At 72.0% G+C, this 21,317-nt stretch carries 14 protein-coding genes and 1 pseudogene; 8 read left to right on the forward strand and 7 right to left on the reverse strand.

Annotation, left to right across the window (positions count from 1 at the left end):
• The first annotated feature begins 453 nt into the window (after nucleotides 1–453).
• Nucleotides 454–1,746, forward strand: coding sequence for a PspC domain-containing protein (locus tag R2B38_RS25370; protein WP_318018292.1), 1,293 nt, complete (start codon nucleotides 454–456; stop codon nucleotides 1,744–1,746).
• Complete coding sequence (locus tag R2B38_RS25375) at nucleotides 1,743–2,462, forward strand: response regulator transcription factor (protein WP_318018293.1); 720 nt, start codon at nucleotides 1,743–1,745, stop codon at nucleotides 2,460–2,462. Before R2B38_RS25370 ends, R2B38_RS25375 begins: the two co-directional genes overlap by 4 nt.
• A 61-nt stretch (nucleotides 2,463–2,523) precedes the next feature.
• Here R2B38_RS25375 and R2B38_RS25380 read toward each other — a convergent pair.
• Nucleotides 2,524–3,596, reverse strand: a pseudogene (locus R2B38_RS25380) (NlpC/P60 family protein).
• Between the two features lie 415 nt (nucleotides 3,597–4,011).
• On the opposite strand from R2B38_RS25380, the gene R2B38_RS25385 reads away from it, so the two are divergent.
• Nucleotides 4,012–4,365, forward strand: a complete 354-nt coding sequence (locus R2B38_RS25385; protein WP_019055618.1) for a hypothetical protein — start codon at nucleotides 4,012–4,014, stop codon at nucleotides 4,363–4,365.
• Here R2B38_RS25385 and R2B38_RS25390 read toward each other — a convergent pair.
• Complete coding sequence (locus R2B38_RS25390) at nucleotides 4,343–5,332, reverse strand: tellurite resistance/C4-dicarboxylate transporter family protein (RefSeq protein ID WP_318018294.1); 990 nt, start codon at nucleotides 5,330–5,332, stop codon at nucleotides 4,343–4,345. The two genes, R2B38_RS25385 and R2B38_RS25390, sit on opposite strands and share 23 nt — an antisense overlap.
• Before the next feature lie 97 nt (nucleotides 5,333–5,429).
• Nucleotides 5,430–6,290: a C40 family peptidase gene (locus R2B38_RS25395; RefSeq protein WP_411978581.1), complete on the reverse strand. Its 861-nt coding sequence runs from the start codon at nucleotides 6,288–6,290 to the stop codon at nucleotides 5,430–5,432.
• Between the two features lie 325 nt (nucleotides 6,291–6,615).
• Between R2B38_RS25395 and pcrA the strand changes: the two genes are divergently transcribed.
• Nucleotides 6,616–9,117 carry a DNA helicase PcrA gene (gene pcrA, locus R2B38_RS25400; RefSeq protein ID WP_318018296.1) on the forward strand — a complete coding sequence of 834 codons (2,502 nt, stop codon included), beginning with the start codon at nucleotides 6,616–6,618 and terminating at the stop codon, nucleotides 9,115–9,117.
• A 76-nt stretch (nucleotides 9,118–9,193) separates the two neighbouring features.
• On the opposite strand, the gene R2B38_RS25405 is transcribed toward pcrA, so the two are convergent.
• Together R2B38_RS25405 and R2B38_RS25410 are read right to left on the reverse strand one after the other, a co-directional pair.
• A complete protein-coding gene (locus R2B38_RS25405; protein WP_318021781.1) occupies nucleotides 9,194–10,729 on the reverse strand; it encodes a M23 family metallopeptidase in 1,536 nt (511 codons plus the stop codon).
• A 239-nt stretch (nucleotides 10,730–10,968) separates the two neighbouring features.
• Entirely contained in the window at nucleotides 10,969–11,859 is an 891-nt protein-coding gene (locus R2B38_RS25410) for an esterase/lipase family protein (RefSeq protein WP_318018297.1), read from the reverse strand.
• Nucleotides 11,860–12,335: 476 nt separating this feature from the next.
• On the opposite strand from R2B38_RS25410, the gene R2B38_RS25415 reads away from it, so the two are divergent.
• Entirely contained in the window at nucleotides 12,336–12,752 is a 417-nt protein-coding gene (locus R2B38_RS25415) for a cobalamin B12-binding domain-containing protein (protein WP_033280095.1), read from the forward strand.
• A 145-nt stretch (nucleotides 12,753–12,897) separates the two neighbouring features.
• Here the strand turns inward: R2B38_RS25415 and R2B38_RS25420 are convergent, their stop codons facing one another.
• Together R2B38_RS25420 and R2B38_RS25425 are read right to left on the reverse strand one after the other, a co-directional pair.
• On the reverse strand, nucleotides 12,898–14,514 hold the full coding sequence (locus tag R2B38_RS25420; RefSeq protein WP_318018298.1) for a DUF5691 domain-containing protein: 1,617 nt from the start codon (nucleotides 14,512–14,514) through the stop codon (nucleotides 12,898–12,900).
• 31 nt (nucleotides 14,515–14,545) lie between these two features.
• Nucleotides 14,546–15,898: an SWIM zinc finger family protein gene (locus tag R2B38_RS25425; RefSeq protein ID WP_318018299.1), complete on the reverse strand. Its 1,353-nt coding sequence runs from the start codon at nucleotides 15,896–15,898 to the stop codon at nucleotides 14,546–14,548.
• 261 nt (nucleotides 15,899–16,159) lie between these two features.
• Here R2B38_RS25425 and R2B38_RS25430 point away from each other — a divergent pair, with 261 nt between their 5' ends.
• The 3 genes from R2B38_RS25430 to R2B38_RS25440 all read left to right on the forward strand — a co-directional run bounded on the left by R2B38_RS25430 (nucleotide 16,160) and on the right by R2B38_RS25440 (nucleotide 21,262).
• Nucleotides 16,160–17,290, forward strand: a complete 1,131-nt coding sequence (locus tag R2B38_RS25430) for an ATP-binding protein (RefSeq protein WP_318018300.1) — start codon at nucleotides 16,160–16,162, stop codon at nucleotides 17,288–17,290.
• Nucleotides 17,291–17,356: 66 nt separating this feature from the next.
• Entirely contained in the window at nucleotides 17,357–19,909 is a 2,553-nt protein-coding gene (locus tag R2B38_RS25435; protein WP_318018301.1) for a DUF5682 family protein, read from the forward strand.
• Between the two features lie 225 nt (nucleotides 19,910–20,134).
• Nucleotides 20,135–21,262 (forward strand): VWA domain-containing protein, encoded by a 1,128-nt coding sequence (locus R2B38_RS25440; RefSeq protein WP_318018302.1) that lies wholly within the window; start codon nucleotides 20,135–20,137, stop codon nucleotides 21,260–21,262.
• The last annotated feature ends 55 nt before the right edge of the window (nucleotides 21,263–21,317 follow it).

Raw genomic sequence — 21,317 nt, forward strand, 5'->3', positions numbered from 1 at the left:
TCGCCGGGCGGGCGCGGTTGCCGCGGGTGACCGGATGCCCGTCGGGCTCCTGTGCCGTGCCGTCGTGACTGACACTGCGATCGGCTCGTGTGCCGGTGGCGTTCGGATCTCCCGCAGCCGTCACCGACCTGCGGACCGCGGTGACGGGTTGCTGCCGGGCTCAGGTGTCACGGCGCCCGGTGCCGCGACCGGTTCGTGTGCCGGTGGTGCTCAGATCCCCGCAGCCGCAGCCGCAGCCGCAGCCGCAGCCGCAGCCGCAGCCGCAGCCGCAGCCGGAGCCGGCAACGGCCACCGACCCACGGACCGCCGTCACCCGCTTCACCTCCCGGCAACCCGTCAGAACCCCCGCCGCACGCCGTTTTCGCGGACAGACCGTGCCGGATTCGAAGATCAGGGGAGTCTCGGGGGTCGACCCTGATGCCCTGAACGGCGGGGCGTGTGAACATCGGTGGCATGCCGGAAGCCGCAGCATTGCCCGTCGAGGACCCGCGGCCGCCGCGCAAGCTCTACCGCAGCAGTGACGGTCGCTGGCTCGGTGGTGTGGCGCGGGGGCTCGCCGGGCATCTCGGGCTGCCGGTGATCTGGGTGCGGCTGGTGTTCGTGGGGCTGTTCCTCGCGGACGGACTCGGCGCGCTGCTGTACGCCTCGTTCTGGTTCTTCGTGCCGCTCGGCGTCGGCGGCGTCGCCGGTCAGCGGCCCCCGTCGCTCGTCTCCACCGAGACCTCGCCGGACGGCCGCCGAAGGCTCGTCGCCCGCAAGCCGGACAAGGGCCAGATCGTCGCCCTCCTCCTCATGGTCGTCGTGGCGCTGGTCTTCGTCGGCAATGTGAACCTGGGCAATGGCGCCAAGGCCTATCTCTTCCCGACCGTCCTCGTCGGCGCGGGCGTCGCCCTCGTCTGGCGCCAGGCGGACAACGCCCGCCGGGCCCGCTGGGCCGAGGTCGGCAGCCGCCGCCGTACGCTCAGCCTGCTGCGCGCGGGCGGCGGCGTCCTGCTCGTCACCGCCGGCGCCACCGCGATCTTCGTGCTCCAAGGCTCTGCCGACCACCTCGGCTCCGTCCTCCAGGCGGCCCTCGCGGTGCTCGTCGGCATCACCCTGCTCGCCGGCCCGTACCTCGTGCGGATGACCCAGGACCTCTCCGAGGAGCGCCTGATGCGCATCCGCGCCCAGGAGCGCGCCGAGGTCGCCGCCCATGTCCACGACTCCGTGCTGCACACCCTGACCCTGATCCAGCGCAACGCGGAGAGCCCGAACGAAGTGCGCCGCCTGGCCCGTGCCCAGGAGCGCGACCTGCGCGCCTGGCTCTACAAACCGGAGGGCACCGGAAAGGACGAGGCCGACGAACCCGACACCCTCGCCGAGGCGGTGCGCCGCAGCGCGGCCGAGGTCGAGGACAAGCACGGCGTCCCCATCGAGGTCGTCGTCGTCGGCGACTGCCCCCTCGACGACAGGATCGGCGCCCAGATGCAGGCCGCGCGCGAAGCTATGGTCAACGCGGCCAAGTACGGTGGCGAGGGCGGCGCCGTACAGGTCTACGCCGAGGTGGAGGGGAAGACGGTCTTCGTGTCCGTCCGTGACCGCGGACCGGGCTTCGACCTCGACTCGATACCCGCCGACCGCATGGGTGTCAGAGAATCGATCATCGGCCGTATGGAGCGCCACGGCGGTACGGCCCGACTGCGCGCGGTGCCGGACGGCGGCACCGAGGTCGAGCTGGAGATGGAGAGGGCGGAGAAGACGTCATGAGCGACGCGACCGAGACGAACGAACCGGCGGAGCCGACCGGCGGGAGCGCGGGCGGGCGTCACGTGCGCGTGGTCCTCGTCGACGACCACCGCATGTTCCGTACGGGGGTCCAGGCCGAGATCGGCCGCACCGACGAGACCGGTGTCGAGGTGGTCGGCGAGGCCGCCGACGTCGACCAGGCCGTCACGGTGATCACCGCGACCCGCCCCGAGGTGGTCCTCCTCGACGTCCACCTCCCGGGTGGCGGCGGGGTCGAAGTCCTGCGCCGCTGCGCCCCGTTGATGAGCGACGCCGAGCAGCCCGTCCGCTTCCTCGCCCTGTCCGTGTCGGACGCGGCGGAGGACGTGATCGGGGTGATCCGCGGCGGTGCGCGCGGCTACGTCACCAAGACGATCACCGGCACGGACCTCGTCAACTCCATCTTCCGGGTCCAGGAGGGCGACGCGGTCTTCTCGCCCCGCCTGGCCGGCTTCGTCCTCGACGCCTTCGCGTCGACCGACGCCCCGCCGGTCGACGAGGACCTCGACCGCCTCACCCAGCGCGAGCGCGAGGTGCTCCGCCTCATCGCGCGCGGCTACGCCTACAAGGAGATCGCCAAGCAGCTGTTCATCTCGGTGAAGACGGTCGAGTCCCATGTCTCGGCGGTCCTGCGGAAGCTCCAGCTGTCGAACCGGCACGAGCTGACCCGGTGGGCGACGGCGCGGCGACTGGTCTGACCCGTAAGGGCCATATCCCGTAAGGGAGTTCACCTGGACCCCTGGGGGATACCCCGGGGATTCACACCACCCGTGTCGCCCCCGCGAACGGCATCTCGTCGATCGGCGCCAGTCGCACCGGCGCCGTCGGGTTCGGGGCGTGGATCATCTGGCCGTCGCCGACGTAGATGCCGACGTGACTGATGCCGGAGTAGAAGAACACCAGGTCGCCGGGGCGCAGTTCGGACCGGGAGACCCGCTGGCCCGCGTTGATCTGGGCGTAGGTCGTGCGGGGCAGCGAGACCCCGGCGGAGCTGTACGCGGCCTGGACGAGGCCCGAGCAGTCGAAGGCGTTGGGGCCGGTCGCGCCCCAGACGTAGGGGCTGCCGAGCTTCTGGTAGGCGTAGGAAACGGCCGCCGCCGCACGGGAGTTGGGGGCGTCGGCCCGAGCGGCGGAGGAGCCGGGAGCGGCCAGCGCGCCCCTGGCCGTCGTAGAGGAGCGTGACGCGCGGCCGGAGCCACCCGCCTCGCCGACCTGCGCCCGCTGCTGCGGGGCAGGGTGGACAGGAGCCGGCGGGCCTGGTCCAGCTTGCCGTTGATCGTCTTCTTCTGCCTGCCCAGCTCCGCCTGCCGGGACTTCAGCGAGGTCAGCTCGATGTGCGCCGCGCCGCGCAACTGCTCGATCTCGCGCAGCTGTTGGCGGACGAGTTCCACGGCGGCCGTCTGCCGGTGGCCCACCCGGTCGGCGAACTCGGCGCCGTCCAGATACCGTTCGGGGTTGTCGGAGAGCATGAGCTGCACCGCCGGGTCGATCCCGCCGCTGCGGTACTGCGCGGCGGCGACGTAACCCAGCGAGTCCCGGGCCGAGTTGAGCTTCTCCGTCTTGCGTGCCGCCTCGTCCCGCAGGGTGTTCAGCCGCTTCTCGGCCGCGTCCGCCTTCTCCTTCGCGCCGTCGTACTTCTCGGTCGCGACCTCCGCCTCCTGGTACAGCTTGTCCACCTTGGTCTTGACCTGCGTCGGTGTCAGCTGTGGCTCGGCGTGCGAGGTCCCGTCGAAGCCGGTCGCCGTCGCCGCGCCCGCGAGGGCGATCGTCGCCGCCGTCCGGGCTGTGTTGCCGCTGAGCGAGCGCTGTCGGGGCTTGCGGTGCGCTGCCACGTGGACTGCACGTCCTTTCGTACGACCGCCGGGGGAGCGGGCGATTGCGCGTCCGGCGGCGGCCTGCACAGGGGGAGCGGGCCGCCGCCGGACAGTCTTCGGCGGTGGTGGCCGACTGCCGCCCCTGGTCCGGGCGGCGGTGGGGAGCCGGTCACCTGGTGGAGGACGCTAAACCTGATGGTGACGGCCCGGTAACGCATGTCCACAACTGGCATGAGGTGATCGGCGATTGACCGCAAGTGACGGTGATCCCGGTCCGGGGCCGCCGCCTTCGCGCGGAGCGCTGACCGAAGCGGCGGTTCCGACGCGGGGCGGGACGGCACGGTGCTATGGGCCGCATATATGCAAGGGCCGGGAAGCGGTAACGAGGGGCGGTGTCGGACGGTCCCCGAGGCCCTGATTAGGCTCCGGACCCATGGACGTACTCATCCATCTCTTCGTCGGCCTGCACATCATCGGCATCGCCGCGCTGCTCGGCGGTTTCCTCACCCAGATGAAGGCGATGGGCCAGGGCACGGCCCGCTTCGTCCCCGGCATGCTGCACGGCGCGCTGACCATGCTGGTCACCGGCGCGATCCTGGTCGGCCTCAACCAGGCCGACGATCAGCACGTCAACAACATCAAGATCGGCATCAAGCTCGCGCTGCTGATCGTGATCCTCGGCCTCGTCTATGTGAAGCGCGACGAGGAGACGGTCGACAAGAGCCAGTTCGCGCTGGTGGGCGGGCTGACCATGGTGAACATCTTCATCGCGGTCCTGTGGACGTGACCCCGGACGTGCCGGCGAGGTAGAACCGGACCGTCCCCGCGGCGACCACCAGCCAGGCCGCCACCGCGATCCACAGCACCACCTCCCCGGGCGTCCGCAGCCAGGAGACGCCCACGGCGGTGCCTACGGAGAGTATGGTCGCCGCCGTCATCCCCAAGGGGAACACCGTCGACCAGCGCCGCACGTCGAAACGCAGCCGCGGCCATGCGACCTCGGCGCCCACCAGGACCACGCACCAGGCCACGTCGAGCACCAGCAGCGTGACGGTCACGGCCCGCAGGACGCCCCGGTCGTCGGAGTTCCACAGATACAGGCGCGCGCTGTCGGCGGCGATCAGCTTCGACCCGGCCAGCGCCGAGACGGCCAGCGCGCCGCCGACGATCCAGTGGTCCCCGGCCCCGGTGATCACCTGCCGCCACTCGAAACGGGCGAGCGCGAACCCGTAGAGGATCAGCCCGAACCAGAACAGCACCAGCGCCGTGTGCGCGAGCCAGGCCACCGACTCGGCCGCGGCGACCGTCGCCCCCAGGACGGCCAGCGACTGGGTGGCCACACAGCCGAGGAACACGGTCCCGGGCATCCGCCCCTGCCAGTTCCGTACGACCCGCACGAGCAGCCAGGGCCACAGCACCGCCGCCAGCGCCAGCAGCGCCTCGGCCGCTGTCTGCCAGCCCGCCGCCGAGAACCGCGTCCCCAGTACGGCGGTCGCGGCCGTGGCGGTCAGCGCGCCGGGCGTCCCCGCTTCCGTGAGCCACCGCCGCCGGTCCCACAGCAGCCGTACGGCGAAGTCCGCGGCCAGCCCCAGCCAGAAGGCGCACGCCACCGCGAAGGCGATGCGGGACAGCACCTCGTATCCCGTGACCCGCAGGCCGACCGACACGATCGCGGTGGCCATCACGACGGCCCCGGCCGCCGGCGGACGCTGCGCCCACCAGGCGCGGAAGCGGGAGATACCGGTATCGGACATGGCCCGATGCTAGGGAGTGGCCCCGGTGCCGACGGCGGGCCACGCGCGCGTGGAGCTCAAAAACACCTGCACGCGTGTGTGCGTGCCGAGAACCCGCTCAGGCCGGCCGCACCACGCTGTGGACGGTCGCCGCGCCGTCGTGGTGGACCGGCTCCTCGCGGACGTAGGCGCCGGGCTTCGGGGCGTGGATCATCGTGCCGTCGCCTACGTAGACACCGACGTGGGTGATGTCTTCGTGGAAGAAGACCAGGTCACCGGGTTGCGCGTCGGCCAGGGAGACCGTCGTGCCGGCGTTCGCCTGGTCGGTGATCACGCGCGGGAGGGTCACTCCGGCGGCCTTCCAGGCGGCCTGGGTGAGGCCCGAGGAGTCGTACGAGCCGGGTCCGGCGGCGCCCCAGACGTACGGCTTGCCGACCTGGGCGCGGGCGAAGGCGACGGCCTGCTGCCGCGCGAGTGCCGTCGCCTCCTGGTGCTTCCGCGCGGTCGGCCGCGCCAGCAGCTCGCGTGCCGTGGAGAGCTTCTTCTGGACGGTGGCCTTGGCCGTCCTCAGGTCGCTCTGCGTGTCGGCGGGCGTGGGGAGGCTCTCGGGCGTCTCGTGGCGAACCGCGTTCTTCTGGCGGCTGGTCAGCCGGCTCATCAGCTGGGCCTGCTCGAAGTAGTCCTGCGGGGTGTCCGGGAGCAGGAACGCCGAGGCGTCCGGAGCGGAGGCCCTGGTGCGGTACTGCGCGGCGGTGAACGAACCCAGCCGCTCCCGCGCGGAGTTGAGCGTCCGCGCGAGCTTGGGCACGTCCTCCGGGCCGGTGTCGACGCGCCCGCGCTGCCTGGCCGCCCTCTCCCTGGTCGCGTTGTACGTCTCGGTCCCCGACTCCGCCTGCCGGTAGAGGTCGTCGACCTTCCGCTCGACCTCTCCGAGGCTCCGGTCGCCGTCGTCGGCGGCGGGGGTCCATATGCCTGCGATGCGCGAACCCGCGGAACGCGGCTTGCGGTGCGACGACGCCAAAGGAGACGACTCCTTCCAGATGATGCCTACGGTCCGTGCCCGGAACGGGAGTTGGACCGACGCACCCCAGGTCGGCGGGGTCGTACGGCTTGATCGAACGCTAACCAATTCGTGTGGCTTGTGTGAAGGTTGATGGCCGATATGCCCGGTACGCGTCCGTGAGCTTGGCCATGCGCGGGATCGGTCGTCGCTGGTCGTGATCGACCGGTTCTGATCCGTGAATTTTCCCCAGTTTTCGGGGTGGCAGCCGGTTGTCAGTGGGGCGCCCTAAACTCGGAAGGCGATGAGCAGCCTCTTTGACGACAGCTTCCTGGCGGATCTCCAGGGCCCCCGTGCCCACGAGGGAGAGCCCCCGCCCCCGCCCGAGGACGAGCACGGACCGGAGCCGATTCCGGACGACCTGTTCGGCGGGAAGTTCGACGTGCCCGCGAGCAGAGACGCCCACTACCGGGACGGCGCCCCACGCCCGGTGGCCGACCCGGCGGCGCTCCTGGACGGGCTGAACGAGAACCAGCGCGCGGCCGTCGTCCACTCCGACACCCCGCTGCTCATCGTGGCCGGCGCCGGCTCCGGCAAGACCCGCGTGCTCACCCACCGCATCGCCTACCTGCTGGGTGAGCGGAACGTACACCCCGGGCAGATCCTCGCGATCACCTTCACGAACAAGGCCGCGGGCGAGATGAAGGAGCGCGTCGAGCAGCTCGTCGGCCCGCGCGCCAACGCGATGTGGGTGATGACCTTCCACAGCGCGTGCGTCCGCATCCTGCGCCGCGAGTCGAAGAAGCTCGGCTTCACGTCCTCGTTCTCGATCTACGACGCCGCCGACTCCAAGCGCCTCATGGCCCTGGTCTGCCGCGACCTGGACCTCGACCCGAAGCGCTTCCCCCCGAAGTCCTTCAGCGCCAAGATCTCGAACCTGAAGAACGAGCTGATCGACGAAGAGGACTTCGCCGCCCAGGCGGCCGACGGTTTCGAGAAGACCGTCGCCCAGGCCTACGCGATGTACCAGTCGCGGCTGCGCGAGGCCAACGCCCTCGACTTCGACGACCTGATCATGACGACGGTCAACCTGCTGCGCGCCTTCCCGGACGTCGCCGAGCACTACCGCCGCCGCTTCCGCCACGTCATGGTCGACGAGTACCAGGACACCAACCACGCGCAGTACGCGCTGGTGCGCGAGCTGGTCGGCACCTCCGAGCACCCGGTCGACGTCCCTCCCAGTGAACACGACCTCCCGCCCGCCGAGTTGTGTGTCGTGGGTGACGCCGACCAGTCGATCTACGCCTTCCGCGGGGCGACGATCCGCAACATCCTCCAGTTCGAGGAGGACTACCCGAACGCGACGACGATCCTCCTGGAGCAGAACTACCGCTCCACACAGACGATCCTGAGCGCGGCCAACGCGGTCATCGAGCGCAACGAGTCCCGCCGCCCCAAGAACCTGTGGACCAACGCGGGCGCGGGCGCGCAGATCACCGGCTATGTCGCGGACACGGAGCACGACGAGGCGCAGTTCGTCGCCGAGGAGATAGACCGTCTCACCGACGCGGGCGACGCGAAGGCCTCAGACGTCGCCGTCTTCTACCGGACGAACGCCCAGTCCCGTGTCTTCGAGGAGATCTTCATCCGCGTCGGCCTGCCCTACAAGGTCGTCGGCGGCGTCCGCTTCTACGAGCGCAAGGAGGTCCGGGACGTCCTGGCCTACCTCCGCGTCCTGGCCAACCCGGAGGACGCGGTCCCGCTGCGCCGCATCCTCAACGTCCCCAAGCGCGGCATCGGCGAGCGCGCCGAGGCGATGATCGACGCCCTCTCGCAGCGCGAGAAGATCAGCTTCCCGCAGGCGTTGAAGCGCGTCGACGAGGCCTACGGCATGGCCGCGCGGTCGACGAACGCGGTCAAGAAGTTCAACACGCTGATGGAGGACCTCCGGACGATCGTCGAGTCCGGCGCGGGCCCGGCGACGGTCCTGGAGGCGATCCTCGAACGCACCGGCTACCTCGCCGAGTTGCAGGCCTCCACCGACCCGCAGGACGAGACCCGCATCGAGAACCTCCAGGAACTGGCCGCCGTAGCCCTGGAGTTTGAGCAGGAGAACAGTGGCGGGGACGGGGAGAGCGAGACGCCCGTCGGGCTCGCCGCGTTCCTGGAGCGGGTGGCGCTAGTCGCCGACTCCGACCAGATCCCGGACGAGGACGAGGACGGTTCCGGAGTCATCACGCTGATGACCCTGCACACCGCCAAGGGACTTGAGTTCCCGGTCGTCTTCCTCACCGGCATGGAGGACGGCGTCTTCCCGCACATGCGCGCCCTCGGCCAGGCCAAGGAGCTGGAGGAGGAACGCCGTCTCGCGTACGTGGGCATCACGCGCGCGCGGGAACGCCTGTATCTCACCCGCTCGTCGCTGCGCAGCGCGTGGGGCCAGCCGTCGTACAACCCGCCCTCCCGCTTCCTGGAGGAGATCCCGGCGGCGCACGTGGAGTGGAAGCGGACCGGCGCGATGGCGGCTCCGCCGTCGACGGGTCCGGCCTCGGGCATCGCGTCCTCGCTGTCCTCGTCCCGCTCGCGCTCGTCGGCGTCGGGCGCCTCGGGCTTCGCCACCCGCAGGACCTCGGAGAAGCCGGTCGTGGCGCTGGCCGTCGGCGACCGGGTCACGCACGACCAGTTCGGGCTCGGCACGGTGGTCGGCGTGAAGGGCACGGGGTCGAACGCGGAGGCGACGGTCGACTTCGGGGAGCCCAAGCCGAAGCGGCTGCTGCTGCGGTACGCGCCGGTGGAAAAGCTGTAGCGCGTAAGGGAGTTGCCCTTGAGGGGCCCCTTGGGGGCTTAAGGGGGGCTGCCCGTAAGGGAGTTGGGGCGGCGGCTTACGTCGGGTCGAGCCCGTGGCTGCGGAGCCACGGGAGCGGGTCGATCGCCGCCCCGCCCGCCGGGCGTACCTCGAAGTGCAGGTGCGGGCCGGTGGAGTTGCCGGAGTTCCCGGAGTACGCGATCGAGTCGCCGGCCTTCACCGTCGTACCGGAGGCGACCCGGTAGCTGGAGAGGTGGCAGTACCAGGTCTGCGTGCCGTCCTTCTCGGTGAGGATCAGCATGTTGCCGTAGGCGCTGTTCCACTTCGTGGAGACGACGCCGTCGGTCGCGGCCATCACGTTCGTGCCGTACGAGACGGGGAAGTCGATGCCCGTGTGCACGGACATCCAGTTGACGCCGGCCTGGCCGAAGTAGGCGCTGAGGCCCTTCTGCGTCACCGGCAGCACGTACTTGGGGCGCAGCCGCTCCTTGCGGGCCGCCTCCGCCGCAGCCTTCTTCTTCTCGGCCTCCTGCTGGGCCTTGAGGTCGATACGTTCCTGCGTACGGCTGGCCCGGTCGGCGAAGTCGTCGGCACCGGCCGACAGGCTCTTGATCTGGGCGTCCAGCTTGTTGTTCGCGACGGACGGCTTGACCGAGGTCGCGTCCGAGGCGGAGGCCGTCGTGTCGCTGCCGCCGGTGAACGTGCCGACGGACGCGGCGGCGATCCCGGCGACCCCCATCACACACGCGGACGGTACGGCGATGGTCATCAGCGCGGACCGCTTCGGGGGCGTCCGGCGGCGGGAACGGCTCCCGTTGCGGGCCGCGGCGCGCGAACCGGCCGGGGCCGCGGACGGGGTGAACTCCTCCTGGTCGTCGAGGAGTTCGGGCTGTGACGAGGACCCGTCCGGTTCCGGCTCGGCCTCGTCGAGGACGGGCAGCTCGCCGGTGGCGGTCAACTCGCCGGTCAACTCGCCGTCTTCCGGGGCGGGTTCGTCGTACGTGCCCTCGTGCGTCCCGTCGTACGACGCCTGTTCAAAGGTGGTGGTCGCGTCGGCGGCGGTGCCGTCGGCGTTCCACTGCGTGGCGTCGTAGGTACCGGTGTCGAAGGTCTGCGTGCCCCATTGCCACTGCTGGGTCTGGTCGGCGGGGGTGGCGGCATGCGCCGAAGTGTCGGGCTGGAGCCAGGCGTTCGCGTCCCACTGGCCGCTGACATCGGGGGCACCGGTCTGCGGCGGGATGGCGGACAGCTGCTGGTAGTCGGCCGACCAGGCGGTGGTCTCGTAGGCGCCCGTGTCGTAGGCGGCGTGGTGCTGGGCCGCGTACGGGTCGTAGTTCAGGGTGTGTTGGGCACCCGTGGACCAGGCGGAGGAGTCGTAGGCGCCGGTGGCGTGCGACCCGGTGTCCTGCCCGTGGCCATGGCCGTTGCCCGGCATGTCGCCGAAGAGGGGGTCCGTCGCGAAGGTCGCGGTGGCCTGGGCGGCCGCGCCCGGGTGGAAATCCGTGGCGGTGTGGTCGCCGTACGTGGTGAAGTCACCGTACTGGGCGTCCTGCCCGCCGTACGACGCGTAGTGCGCCGAGGTGGCATCGGAAGCCGGAGCCGGGGTGGTCATGGTCCCCGACGGGTGACGATCGTTCACCAACTTCTCTATTCGCCTCGACAACAGGGGCTGCCAGAGCAGTGCGGTGGACTGTACCCGGCAGTATGCGGGCGCGACAATCTTCGTCAGGTTTCGCGTCAGCAGGAAACGGGCATTCGACCGTGTTTCGGGGGACGGCGGGCACGGGTTTGGCCGTGGGTTCGAATAGCGTTCGATCTTCGGGGTGCTGTGTGCCCGCTGTCGGTATCCGGTCAGGCCACTGTCAGGCCGCCGGTGCGGGGGTTCGCGTGGGCGCCGGTGCGGTTCGCGGCCGGGGCTTCCGGCAGCGGGGTGTCGAGGGCCTGGCGGATGCCGGTCGCGACAGCCGGGTGGACCGGCAGGGCGAGGTGGCCGATGCCGCTGACCTGGACGTTCTGGGCGATCAGGTCGGGATGGTCGACGCAGGCCGTCTCCAGCGGCTCCATCAGGTGGTCGAGGTCGCTCCAGAAACTGACGAAGTGCGTACGGCAGCCGGGCGCGGGGCGGGCCAGCTCCTCGATCACCGGCGAGCCGGGCCGCATCTGCCGGACGATCGGGTGGGCGTTGGCCAGCGGGACGACGGCCGTGCCGGAGTGCGGTGTGCCGAGCGTCACGAGCGTGCGGACCCGCAGGTCGCCGCCGAGCCGCTGCACGTAGTAGCGCGCGATCAGCCCGCCGAGGCTGTGCCCGACGATGTCGACCTCCCGGCTGCCGGTGCGCTCGCAGATCTCCTCGATGTGCCGTCCGAGCAGCTCGGCGGCGGTGCGGATGTCGCAGGTCAGCGGCGAGTAGTTGAGGGACTCGACCTGGCGGTGGCCGTGCTGGGCCAGGGAGCGGCGCAGCAGCACGAAGACCGAGCGGTTGTCGATGAACCCGTGCAGCAGCACCACCGGCGGCTTCGCCTCGGTCGGCAGCTGTGTCGCGTCCTCGGGGGAGGGCGGCTCGGGCAGGGGTTCCCGGTGTTCCTGGGTGATGCCGGAGGGATAGAGGAGGAGGTGGCCCGCGAGGATCACGATCTCCAGGGCGGTCGCTTTCAGGAGGGTCATCGAGAGGCCCGCCAGCCTGCTGGGCAGGAGGCGCTGACAGAGGGGGAGAAAGGGCACTGAAGCCCCGGTGACCTTCATGGCCGACCTCCTGTCGGCACACGGAACGACAGCTCCGTCCCCCGTGTGCCCTCGTGGGAGGCCACGGCGAGGGTCACCGGCGGTGCCCGAGGGATACGCGTGGGGTGAGTGCGGCGCACGGCGTGACCGACGCCGTCGATGTACCGAGGAGCCCTGTCGGTCTGGCGACGAGGCTTCCCGCTGTCGTGCCGTACCTGCCCTGCGTGCCCTACGTGCCTGCGCCGATGCGCCGTACCACCGGGCCGCGCGGCCTGCGGCGCGGTGGTACGGCGACCTCGTTGCGGCTCCCGGTGCGCTTGTTCCCGCTGGAACGCTGCGCGGCGAACGTGTCCCATCGTGTGATTTCCCCCTCGGTATCCGCCGCGAAACTGCCGGTTGCGGGATGCTGGAGATAACGTTCGTTCACTTCCCGCACTGATGCGGGTACCGCGGTACCCGTGGGTAGGGATGAACGCAGTCGCTTCATGGAGGCAGTGATGGGTGTGGCAGCCGGTCCGATCCGCGTGGTGGTGGCCAAGCCGGGGCTCGACGGCCACGATCGCGGGGCCAAGGTGATCGCGCGGGCGCTGCGCGACGCCGGTATGGAGGTCATCTACACCGGCCTCCACCAGACCCCCGAGCAGATCGTCGACACCGCGATCCAGGAGGACGCCGACGCGATCGGCCTCTCCATCCTCTCCGGCGCCCACAACACCCTCTTCGCCGCGGTCATCGACCTCCTCAAGCAGCGCGAGGCGGAGGACATCCTCGTCTTCGGCGGCGGCATCATCCCGGAGGCGGACATCGCCCCCCTCAAGGAGAAGGGCGTCGCGGAGATCTTCACACCCGGGGCGACGACGCAGGCGATCGTGGACTGGGTGCGGGAGAACGTGCGGCAGCCGGCGGGGGCGTAGGGCCTTCGGCGGACGGGGGTTCGCTTTTCAGTGCGGGCCGGCATTGTCAGCCCGTCCGGCGATTGAGGACGAGGCTGTTCAGGCCGAAGGGGGGTTTGGGGGCACAGCCCCCAAGCTTCTACGGCGCCTCCGGCTCCCCTGGTTTCTACGGCGCCCCCAGTTCCTCCGTCATCGCCGCGCGCAACCGCAACGTCGTGACCAGCCGCTGAAACGCCTCCGCCCAATAACCCCCCGCACCCGGCGCCGCGTCCTCCGTCTCGTCCGGCACCGCCAGCAACCCGTCCAGCCGACCCGCCTCGCCCGGATCGAGACACCGCTCGGCCAGCCCCATCACCCCACTGAAACTCCACGGGTAACTCCCCGCGTCCCGAGCGATGTTGAGCGCGTCCACGACAGCCCGCCCAAGCGGCGCGGCCCACGGCACCGCACACACCCCGAGCAGCTGAAACGCCTCGGACAGCCCCTGCGCCGCGATGAACCCGGCGACCCAGTCGGCCCGTTCGCCCCCGCCCAGCGTGCTGAGCAGCTTGGCGCGCTCGGCCAGGGACACCGCCCCCGGCCCGCCCGCCTCCGGTGCCGACGGGGTCCCCAGCAGCACCCGGGCCCACTCGGCGTTCCGCTGCCGTACCGCCGCCCGGCACCACGCGGCGTGCAGCTCGCTCCGCCAGTCGTCCGCCACCGGAAGCGCCACGATCTCCGCGGGCGTACGTCCGCCGAGCCGCCGCTCCCAGGTCCCGAGCGGAGTCGCCTCCACCAACTGGCCGAGCCACCACGAGCGTTCACCCCGACCCGCCGGAGCCTTGGCGACCACCCCGTCCCGCTCCATCCCCGAGTCGCACTCGTGCGGTGCCTCGACCACCAGGCCTGGTTCCTCGCGCGTGCGGTCGACGGCCACGCAGGCCGACGCCCGTACCGCCATCCGCGCGGCGAGCGCCGAGTCCGGGAGTGCCGACAGCAACTCCGCCGCCGTGGCACGGACGTTGCGGCTCCGGTCGGCCAACGCCTGCTCCAGGAACGGCTCGTCCTCGGCGGAGAGCCTCATCCGCAGCGAGTCGAGGAACATCAGCCGGTCCTCGGCCCGCTCCGTCGCCCAGGTCGTGACGAGCAACTCCCGTGCGGCGGGCGGCCGGTGCGCCCGTATCGCCGCGAGCAGGGCGACCCGCTCGGCGAACAGCCCCTCCTGCCACAGCAGTTGGACCTGGTCCGGGGCGTCGAGGTCCGGCAGGGCCGTGCCGCCGCCCGGTGTCGCGCGCAGGGCGAACCGCCAGTCCGGGTTCAGCCGGGCCAGCCACAACGCGCGCGGGCCAGCGAACTCCAGCGCCGCCGGCCGCAGATCCGTACGCCCCCGGGCCGCGTCCAGCAGCGCGGGCAAGGCCTGGACGGGGGCGGCGAACCCGCGCGCGTTGGCCGCCGTCAGCCACTGGGGCAGCAGCTCCATGAGATCCGGCGAGGTGCCCCTACGGCCCCCACCACCCGTACCGGGACGGTCGGTCAGCAGCATCGCCAGCCTGCGCGCCGCCGCGGCGGGCAGCGCCGGACGCGCGTCGGGCGCGGCCGGTTCCGGGCGCTCGGCCGCCCGCGTCGGAGTCAGCCCCGCCCGCCGCCGTACGGTCTCCACGGCCGCCGCGTCCAGCAGGGCCACGGGTGCGTCCTGGCCCGGCGCGCACCCCGGAGGTGTACGGCGGTCCGTGCCGAGCAGCGCGGCGGTGACGAGCTCTTCCCAGTCGCCCGCCGGGGGCGCCGGAGCGGGGGTGCTGTTCATGCGGTGCCTTCCATCGAGTCGGTGAGTGGGCTCAGCACAGGGACACCGGCTCTCCCGCGCCCTCCGGCCAGGCCGTCAACGGGGTGAAGCCGCGGTGGCCCAACTCGCCGAAGACCTTCACCGGGGCGCCGCCGGAGAGGGCGACGAGCCGCCACAGGCCGGGGCGGGAACGGGCGGTGGGGGTGAGCGGGAGTGCCAAATCCGTGTCGGCGTCCGCCAGTTGCCAGGAGTCGCCGTCCGGGGTGGGGACGACGCGGTCCAGTGTCACCGGGACGGAATCCAGCCACGGGTCGTGCCGTAGGGCCTCCCCGTAGTGGACGGCGGCCTGAGCTGTCGGCACCCCTTGCGGTCGGGCCGTCGTAGGCGAAGGGGCCGCGAACTGCTCACCCAGGGCCGCCCGGAGCTGTCCGGCGCCCGGGAACGCGGACACCTCCGCGTCCAGGGCGAGTCCCATGGGCAGTGCCAACTCGGGGGCGCGGCCGGCGGCGCCGTAAGAGAGGAGTAGGGAGGTGCGGCCCGAGTCCGTGCCGTGCAGCCAGATTCTTCGGGTCGTCAGTTTCGGGTCCGTCGTGTCGTACTGGGCGAGGACCAGCCAGTGGTCGCGCAGGGGCGGGCCGTCCGGGGAGGAAGGCAGGCCGATGCGGGAGCGGACCGTGGCCGCCAGGTCGTCGGGCAGGTGCTCGCGGCGCAGCCAGGCCTGGTCGAGGAGGTGGAGCAGGGCGCTCTCCTCCAGCAGGCGGACCGGCCAGCCGGGGCCCGAGGACGGGATCGCCCCCAACTCCCTCGCGCGCGCGGCCAGTCCGGGGGCCTGGGCGTCGACCATGCGGGCCGCTGTCTCCTCCCACAGCCCGTACCCCGCCTGCTCCGCCGAGGCCAGGCCGGCGCGCAGCAGGTCCGTCAGCCGCTGCTCCAGCTCGCCCGCGCCGGCGGTGATCCGCTCGGCCCGGCGCTCCGCCCGGCGCCGCGCCGCCTCCGGATCAGCGGCGGCCGGGGAAGCGGACGCCCCCGCCGCCCGCTTCTCCTCCGTCCGCTTCCGCCGCCCCGCCAGCCACTCCTCGGCCCAGCCCGGCGCCTGCCCCGACGGGACCGCGCCGTCCTCGCCCGCCCACAACAGCAGCAGTCCCAGCGCGTGCTTGCACGGGAACTTGCGGCTCGGGCAACTGCACTTGTACGCCGGCCCCGCGGTGTCCGCGATGTCGACGACCGTCTGATACGGCTTGCTGCCACTGCCCTTGCACAGCCCCCACACCGTCCCCTCGTCAGAACTGCCCGCCTCGGACCACGGCCCCGCCGCCCCGAGCTTGCTTCCCGCTTTGCGTGACGCTGCGTCAGGCGCCAGTGCCAGCACCTGATCAGCCGTCCAGCGCACCCCCTGCTGAGTCATGTCATCGAAGGTAGATCCCGGCACTGACAATCGGTCCGCGAGCGGGCGGTGGGCGGTCTGCGAGCGGGCGGTGGGCGGGCTGGCGGGGCGCTGGGGTGCAGGCGGGCCGCAGGTGGGCCGCGGGCGGGCCGCGGGTGGTTGTGCGGGCGGTCCCGCGACCGGCTTCGTGAACGCGTTTTCGCAGGTCGGAACGCGTTGTCAGTGGGGTCGTGCAAGGTGGACACCAGATCCGAACCGGCCGAGCTGGAGGGGGCCTCAGCCATGACTGTGTCCGTAGGAACCACGCCTGAGCAGGCGAACGAGAAGCCGTCGGACGAGGCGTTGCGGCCGCATGCCGAGGACGCCTTCGCCGGTGAACTCGCCGCGCTGGCCGCGCAGGACGACCGGCCGCGTCCGGTCCGCTGGAAGATGTCGCCGTGGGCGGTCGCCACGTACCTTCTCGGCGGCACGCTGCCGGACGGCACGGTGATCACGCCGAAGTACGTCGGCCCGCGCCGCATCGTCGAGGTTGCCGTCACCACCCTCGCCACCGACCGCGCCCTGCTTCTGCTCGGCGTGCCCGGCACCGCGAAGACCTGGGTGTCCGAGCACCTCGCGGCGGCGGTCAGCGGTGACTCGACCCTGATCGTGCAGGGCACCGCCGGCACTCCGGAGGAGGCGATCCGCTACGGCTGGAACTACGCGCAGCTGCTGGCCAACGGCCCGAGCCGGGACGCCCTCGTGCCCAGCCCCGTCATGCGGGCCATGGCGGAGGGGATGACCGCGCGGGTCGAGGAGCTGACCCGGATCCCGGCCGACGTACAGGACTCGCTCATCACGATCCTGTCGGAAAAGACGCTGCCGATACCGGAGTTGGGGCAGGAGGTGCAGGCCGTCCGCGGCTTCAATCTCATCGCCACGGCCAACGACCGCGACCGTGGAGTCAACGACCTCTCCAGCGCGCTGCGCCGCCGTTTCAACACGGTGGTGCTGCCGCTGCCGGAGAGCGCGGATGCCGAGGTCGAGATCGTCGCCCGTCGCGTCGACCAGATCGGCCGCTCCCTCGACCTGCCCGCCGTGCCCGAGGGCGTCGACGAGATCCGCCGCGTGGTGACCGTCTTCCGCGAACTGCGCGACGGGATCACCGCGGACGGGCGGACGAAGCTCAAGTCGCCCAGCGGCACGCTGTCGACGGCCGAGGCGATCTCCGTCGTCACCAACGGCCTTGCCCTGGCAGCCCACTTCGGTGACGGACTGCTGCGGCCCAGCGATGTCGCCGCGGGCATCCTCGGCGCCGTCGTCCGCGATCCGGCGGCCGACCGGGTCATCTGGCAGGAGTACCTGGAGGCGGTCGTCCGCGAGCGCGACGGCTGGAAGGACTTCTACCGGGCCTGCCGGGAGGTGAGCGCGTGAGCGGCTTCAGGGGGCTGGTCGACGACGACTCCGTGTGGAGTCCGATCCGGAGGGGAGGGGGACGTAGTGGCAGGAGTTGAGGGGGGCCGGGGTGCCGGGCCGCTGTTGCTCGGGGTGCGGCATCACGGGCCCGGTTCGGCGCGGGCCGTGCGGGCGGCGCTGGACGCGGCTCAGCCGCGGGTGGTCCTGATCGAAGGGCCGCCGGAGGCCGACGCGTTGATCCCGCTGGCCGCCGACGAGGACATGCGGCCGCCGGTCGCGCTCCTCGGCCACGCCGTGGACGAGCCGGGCCGCTCGGCCTTCTGGCCGCTGGCCGAGTTCTCCCCGGAATGGGTCGCCATCCGCTGGGCCCTGGAGCACGAGGTCCCGGCCCGCTTCATCGACCTCCCGGCCACGCACACGCTGGCGTGGGGAAAGGACGACGCCGAGGGCGAGTCGACGGGGAAGGAACAGCCGGCCCCGACCGCCGAGACGCCGGCTGCCGAGACACCGACTGCCGAGACACCGCCCAGCGGATCCCCTTCTGCCTCAGATCCCTCCGGCCCGGACCCCTCCGGCCCGGATCCTTCCGCCTCGACCCCCTCCGCCCCGGGCGCCTCCGAACCCGGCGCCTCCGACCCCGGCACCGACATCCGCGTCGATCCCCTCGCCGTCCTTGCCGAGGCCGCTGGTTACGACGATCCCGAGCGCTGGTGGGAGGACGTCGTCGAGCACCGGGGTGTGGGGGAGCGGGACGCGTTCGCGCCGTTCACCGCGCTTGAGGAGGCGATGGGGGCGCTGCGCGAGACGTACGGGGTCGGCGGGCACGAGCGGGATCTGGTGCGTGAGGCGTATATGCGGCTCCAAGTGCGGGCGGCGCAGCGGGAGTTCGAGGACGACGTGGCCGTGGTGTGCGGGGCCTGGCACGTGCCCGCGCTGCGGCAGAAGGCGTCCGTCGCGGCGGACCGCGCGCTGCTGAAGGGGCTGCCCAAGGTCAAGGCCGATCTGACCTGGGTGCCGTGGACGCACCGCCGGCTGTCGCGGGCCAGCGGGTACGGCGCGGGGATCGACTCGCCGGGCTGGTACGGCCATCTGTTCGGCGCCCCGGACCGGCCGGTCGAGCGGTGGATGACCAAGGTCGCGGGACTGTTCCGGGAGGAGGACCGGATCGTCTCCCCGGCCCATGTCATCGAGGCCGTACGGCTGGCGGAGACGCTTGCCGTGATGCGCGGGCGGCCGTTGCCGGGGCTTGGAGAGACCACCGACGCCGTGCGGGCGGTGATGTGCGAGGGCTCGGACATCCCGCTGGCGCTGGTGCACGACCGGCTCGTCGTCGGGGATGTGCTGGGCGAGGTGCCGCCGGGTGCGCCCGCCGTGCCGTTGCAGCGCGACCTCGACCGTTCGCAGCGCAGGCTGCGGATCAAACCGGAGGCGCTGGAGCGGGAGTTGGAGCTCGACCTGCGCAAGGAGACCGACGCCGGGCGCAGCAGGCTTCTGCACCGGCTGCGGCTGTTGCGCATCGAGTGGGGCGAGCCGACCGTGTCGCGGGGGAGCACGGGTACGTTCCGGGAGACCTGGCGGCTGCGCTGGGAGCCGGAGTTGGCGGTGCGGGTCGCCGAGGCCGGAGTCTGGGGGACCACCGTGCTCGCGGCGGCGACCGCCAAGGCGGAGGCGGACGCCGTCGGGGCGCAGAGCCTCGCCGACGTCACCGCCCTCGCCGAGCACTGCCTGCTGGCCGAACTGCCGGACGCGCTCCCGGTGGTGATGAAGGTCCTCGCCGACCGCGCGGCCCTCGACACCGACGTCGGCCATCTCGCCCAGGCGCTGCCCGCGCTGGTCCGTTCGCTGCGCTACGGCGACGTACGCGGCACCGACACCGGCGCGCTGACGGAGGTCGCGGCGGGCCTCGCCGAGCGCGTCTTCGTCGGGCTGCCCCCGGCCTGCGCGGCCCTTGACGCGGACGCCGCCGAGGAGATGCGGCGGCATGTGGACGCGGTGCACGGGGCGGTGGCGCTGTTGGGCGACGCCTCTGGACCCGGGCATGGTGACACCTCTGCGCCTGGGCAGGGCGACGGACCTGGTTCCGGACCTGGCCCCGGCCCCGGGCACGGTGGCCTGCGGGACCGTTGGCGCGCCGTCCTCCGCACGCTCTCCGCGCGGGACACCGTCCCCGGCGTCATCCGAGGCCGAGCCGTACGACTCCTGCTGGACGAAGGGGAGTTGGGGCCGGACGAGGCGGCCCGGCTGATGGGGCTCGTGCTCTCGCCAGGGACACCGCCCGCCGACGCGGCCGCGTGGATCGAGGGGTTCGTCGGCGGCGGGGGCGGGCTGCTCCTCGTGCACGACGAGCGCTTGCTCGGGCTGGTGGACGCGTGGCTGACCGGAGTGCCGGCGGAGGCGTTCACGGACGTACTGCCTTTGCTGCGGCGAACGTTCTCGTCGTACGAGTCCGGAGTGCGCCGGACACTCGGGGAGTTGGTGCGGCGCGGGCCGGGGAAGCAGGTGGGTACGGCGGCGACGGCGGCCGGGATACCCGGGTTCGGGGCGGAGTTGGACGCGGGGCGCGCGGACGCGGTGGTGCCGGTGCTGCGGCTGCTGTTGGGGCTGGACGACAACGAGCTTGTGGGGGTGGCGGGATGACGGGCAACAACAGGCAGAGCACGCGGAGGCCGGGGGAGAGGGGTCAACTGGCGCGTGCCGGTGGGGGCGTGGACCGGCCGGTGACGGCCGTGCGGGTCGTGCCGCTGTGGGAAGGGCTGCGTACGGGGGTGCGCGGATGAGTACGGGGACCACCGGGGGACCGAGACGGTCGCGGACAGCGAGGTCGCGGATCCTGGCCGGTCCGGCCAGCTCGGCCAGGAGCGGTTGCGGCGGTGGCGGCTGGTGCTCGGGGGTGATGCCGCCGACGGCACCGGGTGCGAGCTGTCCGGGCACGACGCCGCGATGGACGGGGCGCTCGCCGCGCTGTACGGCAGGCAGGACAAGGGGCGGGCGGCGAAGGACCGTTCGGCGGGGCTCGGGGCGTCGGCGCCGTCCGTCGCGCGCTGGCTCGGGGACATCCGGACGTACTTCCCGTCCTCCGTCGTCCAGGTCATGCAGCGCGACGCCATCGACCGGCTCGGGCTGTCCGCGCTGCTCCTCGAACCGGAGATGCTGGAGGCGGTCGAGGCCGACGTGCATCTCGTCGGCACGCTGCTCTCCCTCAACAAGGCGATGCCGGAGACCACGAAGGAGACGGCGCGGGCGGTCGTCCGCAAGGTCGTCCAGGACCTGGAGAAGCGGCTCGCCTCCCGCACCCGGGCCACCCTCACCGGCGCGCTCGACCGCAGCGCCCGTATCAACCGGCCGCGCCACCACGACATCGACTGGAACCGCACGATCGCGGCCAACCTCAAGCACTACCTGCCGGAGTACCGGACGATCGTGCCGGAGCGGCTGATCGGATACGGGCGGGCGTCCCAGTCCGTGAAGAAGGAGGTCATCCTCTGCATCGACCAGTCCGGTTCGATGGCGGCGTCGGTCGTCTACGCCTCCGTGTTCGGGGCGGTGCTCGCGTCGATGCGGTCGATCAACACCCGGCTCGTCGTCTTCGACACGGCGGTCGTCGACCTCACCGACCAGCTCGACGACCCGGTGGACGTGCTCTTCGGGACCCAGCTCGGCGGCGGTACGGACATCAACAGGGCGCTCGCGTACTGCCAGTCGCAGATCACCCGGCCCGCGGAGACGGTGGTCGTGCTGATCAGCGACCTCTATGAGGGGGGCATCCGGAACGAGATGCTGAAGCGGGTGGCGGCGATGAAGGCGTCGGGGGTGCAGTTCGTGACCCTGCTCGCGCTCTCCGACGAGGGCACGCCCGCCTACGACCGCGAACACGCCTCCGCGCTGGCCGCGTTGGGCGCGCCGGCCTTCGCCTGTACGCCCGACCTGTTCCCGGAGGTGATGGCGGCGGCGATCGAGAAGCGGCCGTTGCCGATACCGGACACCGCGTGACGAACTGGCGTGTGCGGTAGGGGGCTTGTGCGTCCAGGGGACACCCGTGCGAGGA

The organism is Streptomyces sp. N50, assembly GCF_033335955.1.
Taxonomy (GTDB): Bacteria; Actinomycetota; Actinomycetes; order Streptomycetales; family Streptomycetaceae; genus Streptomyces.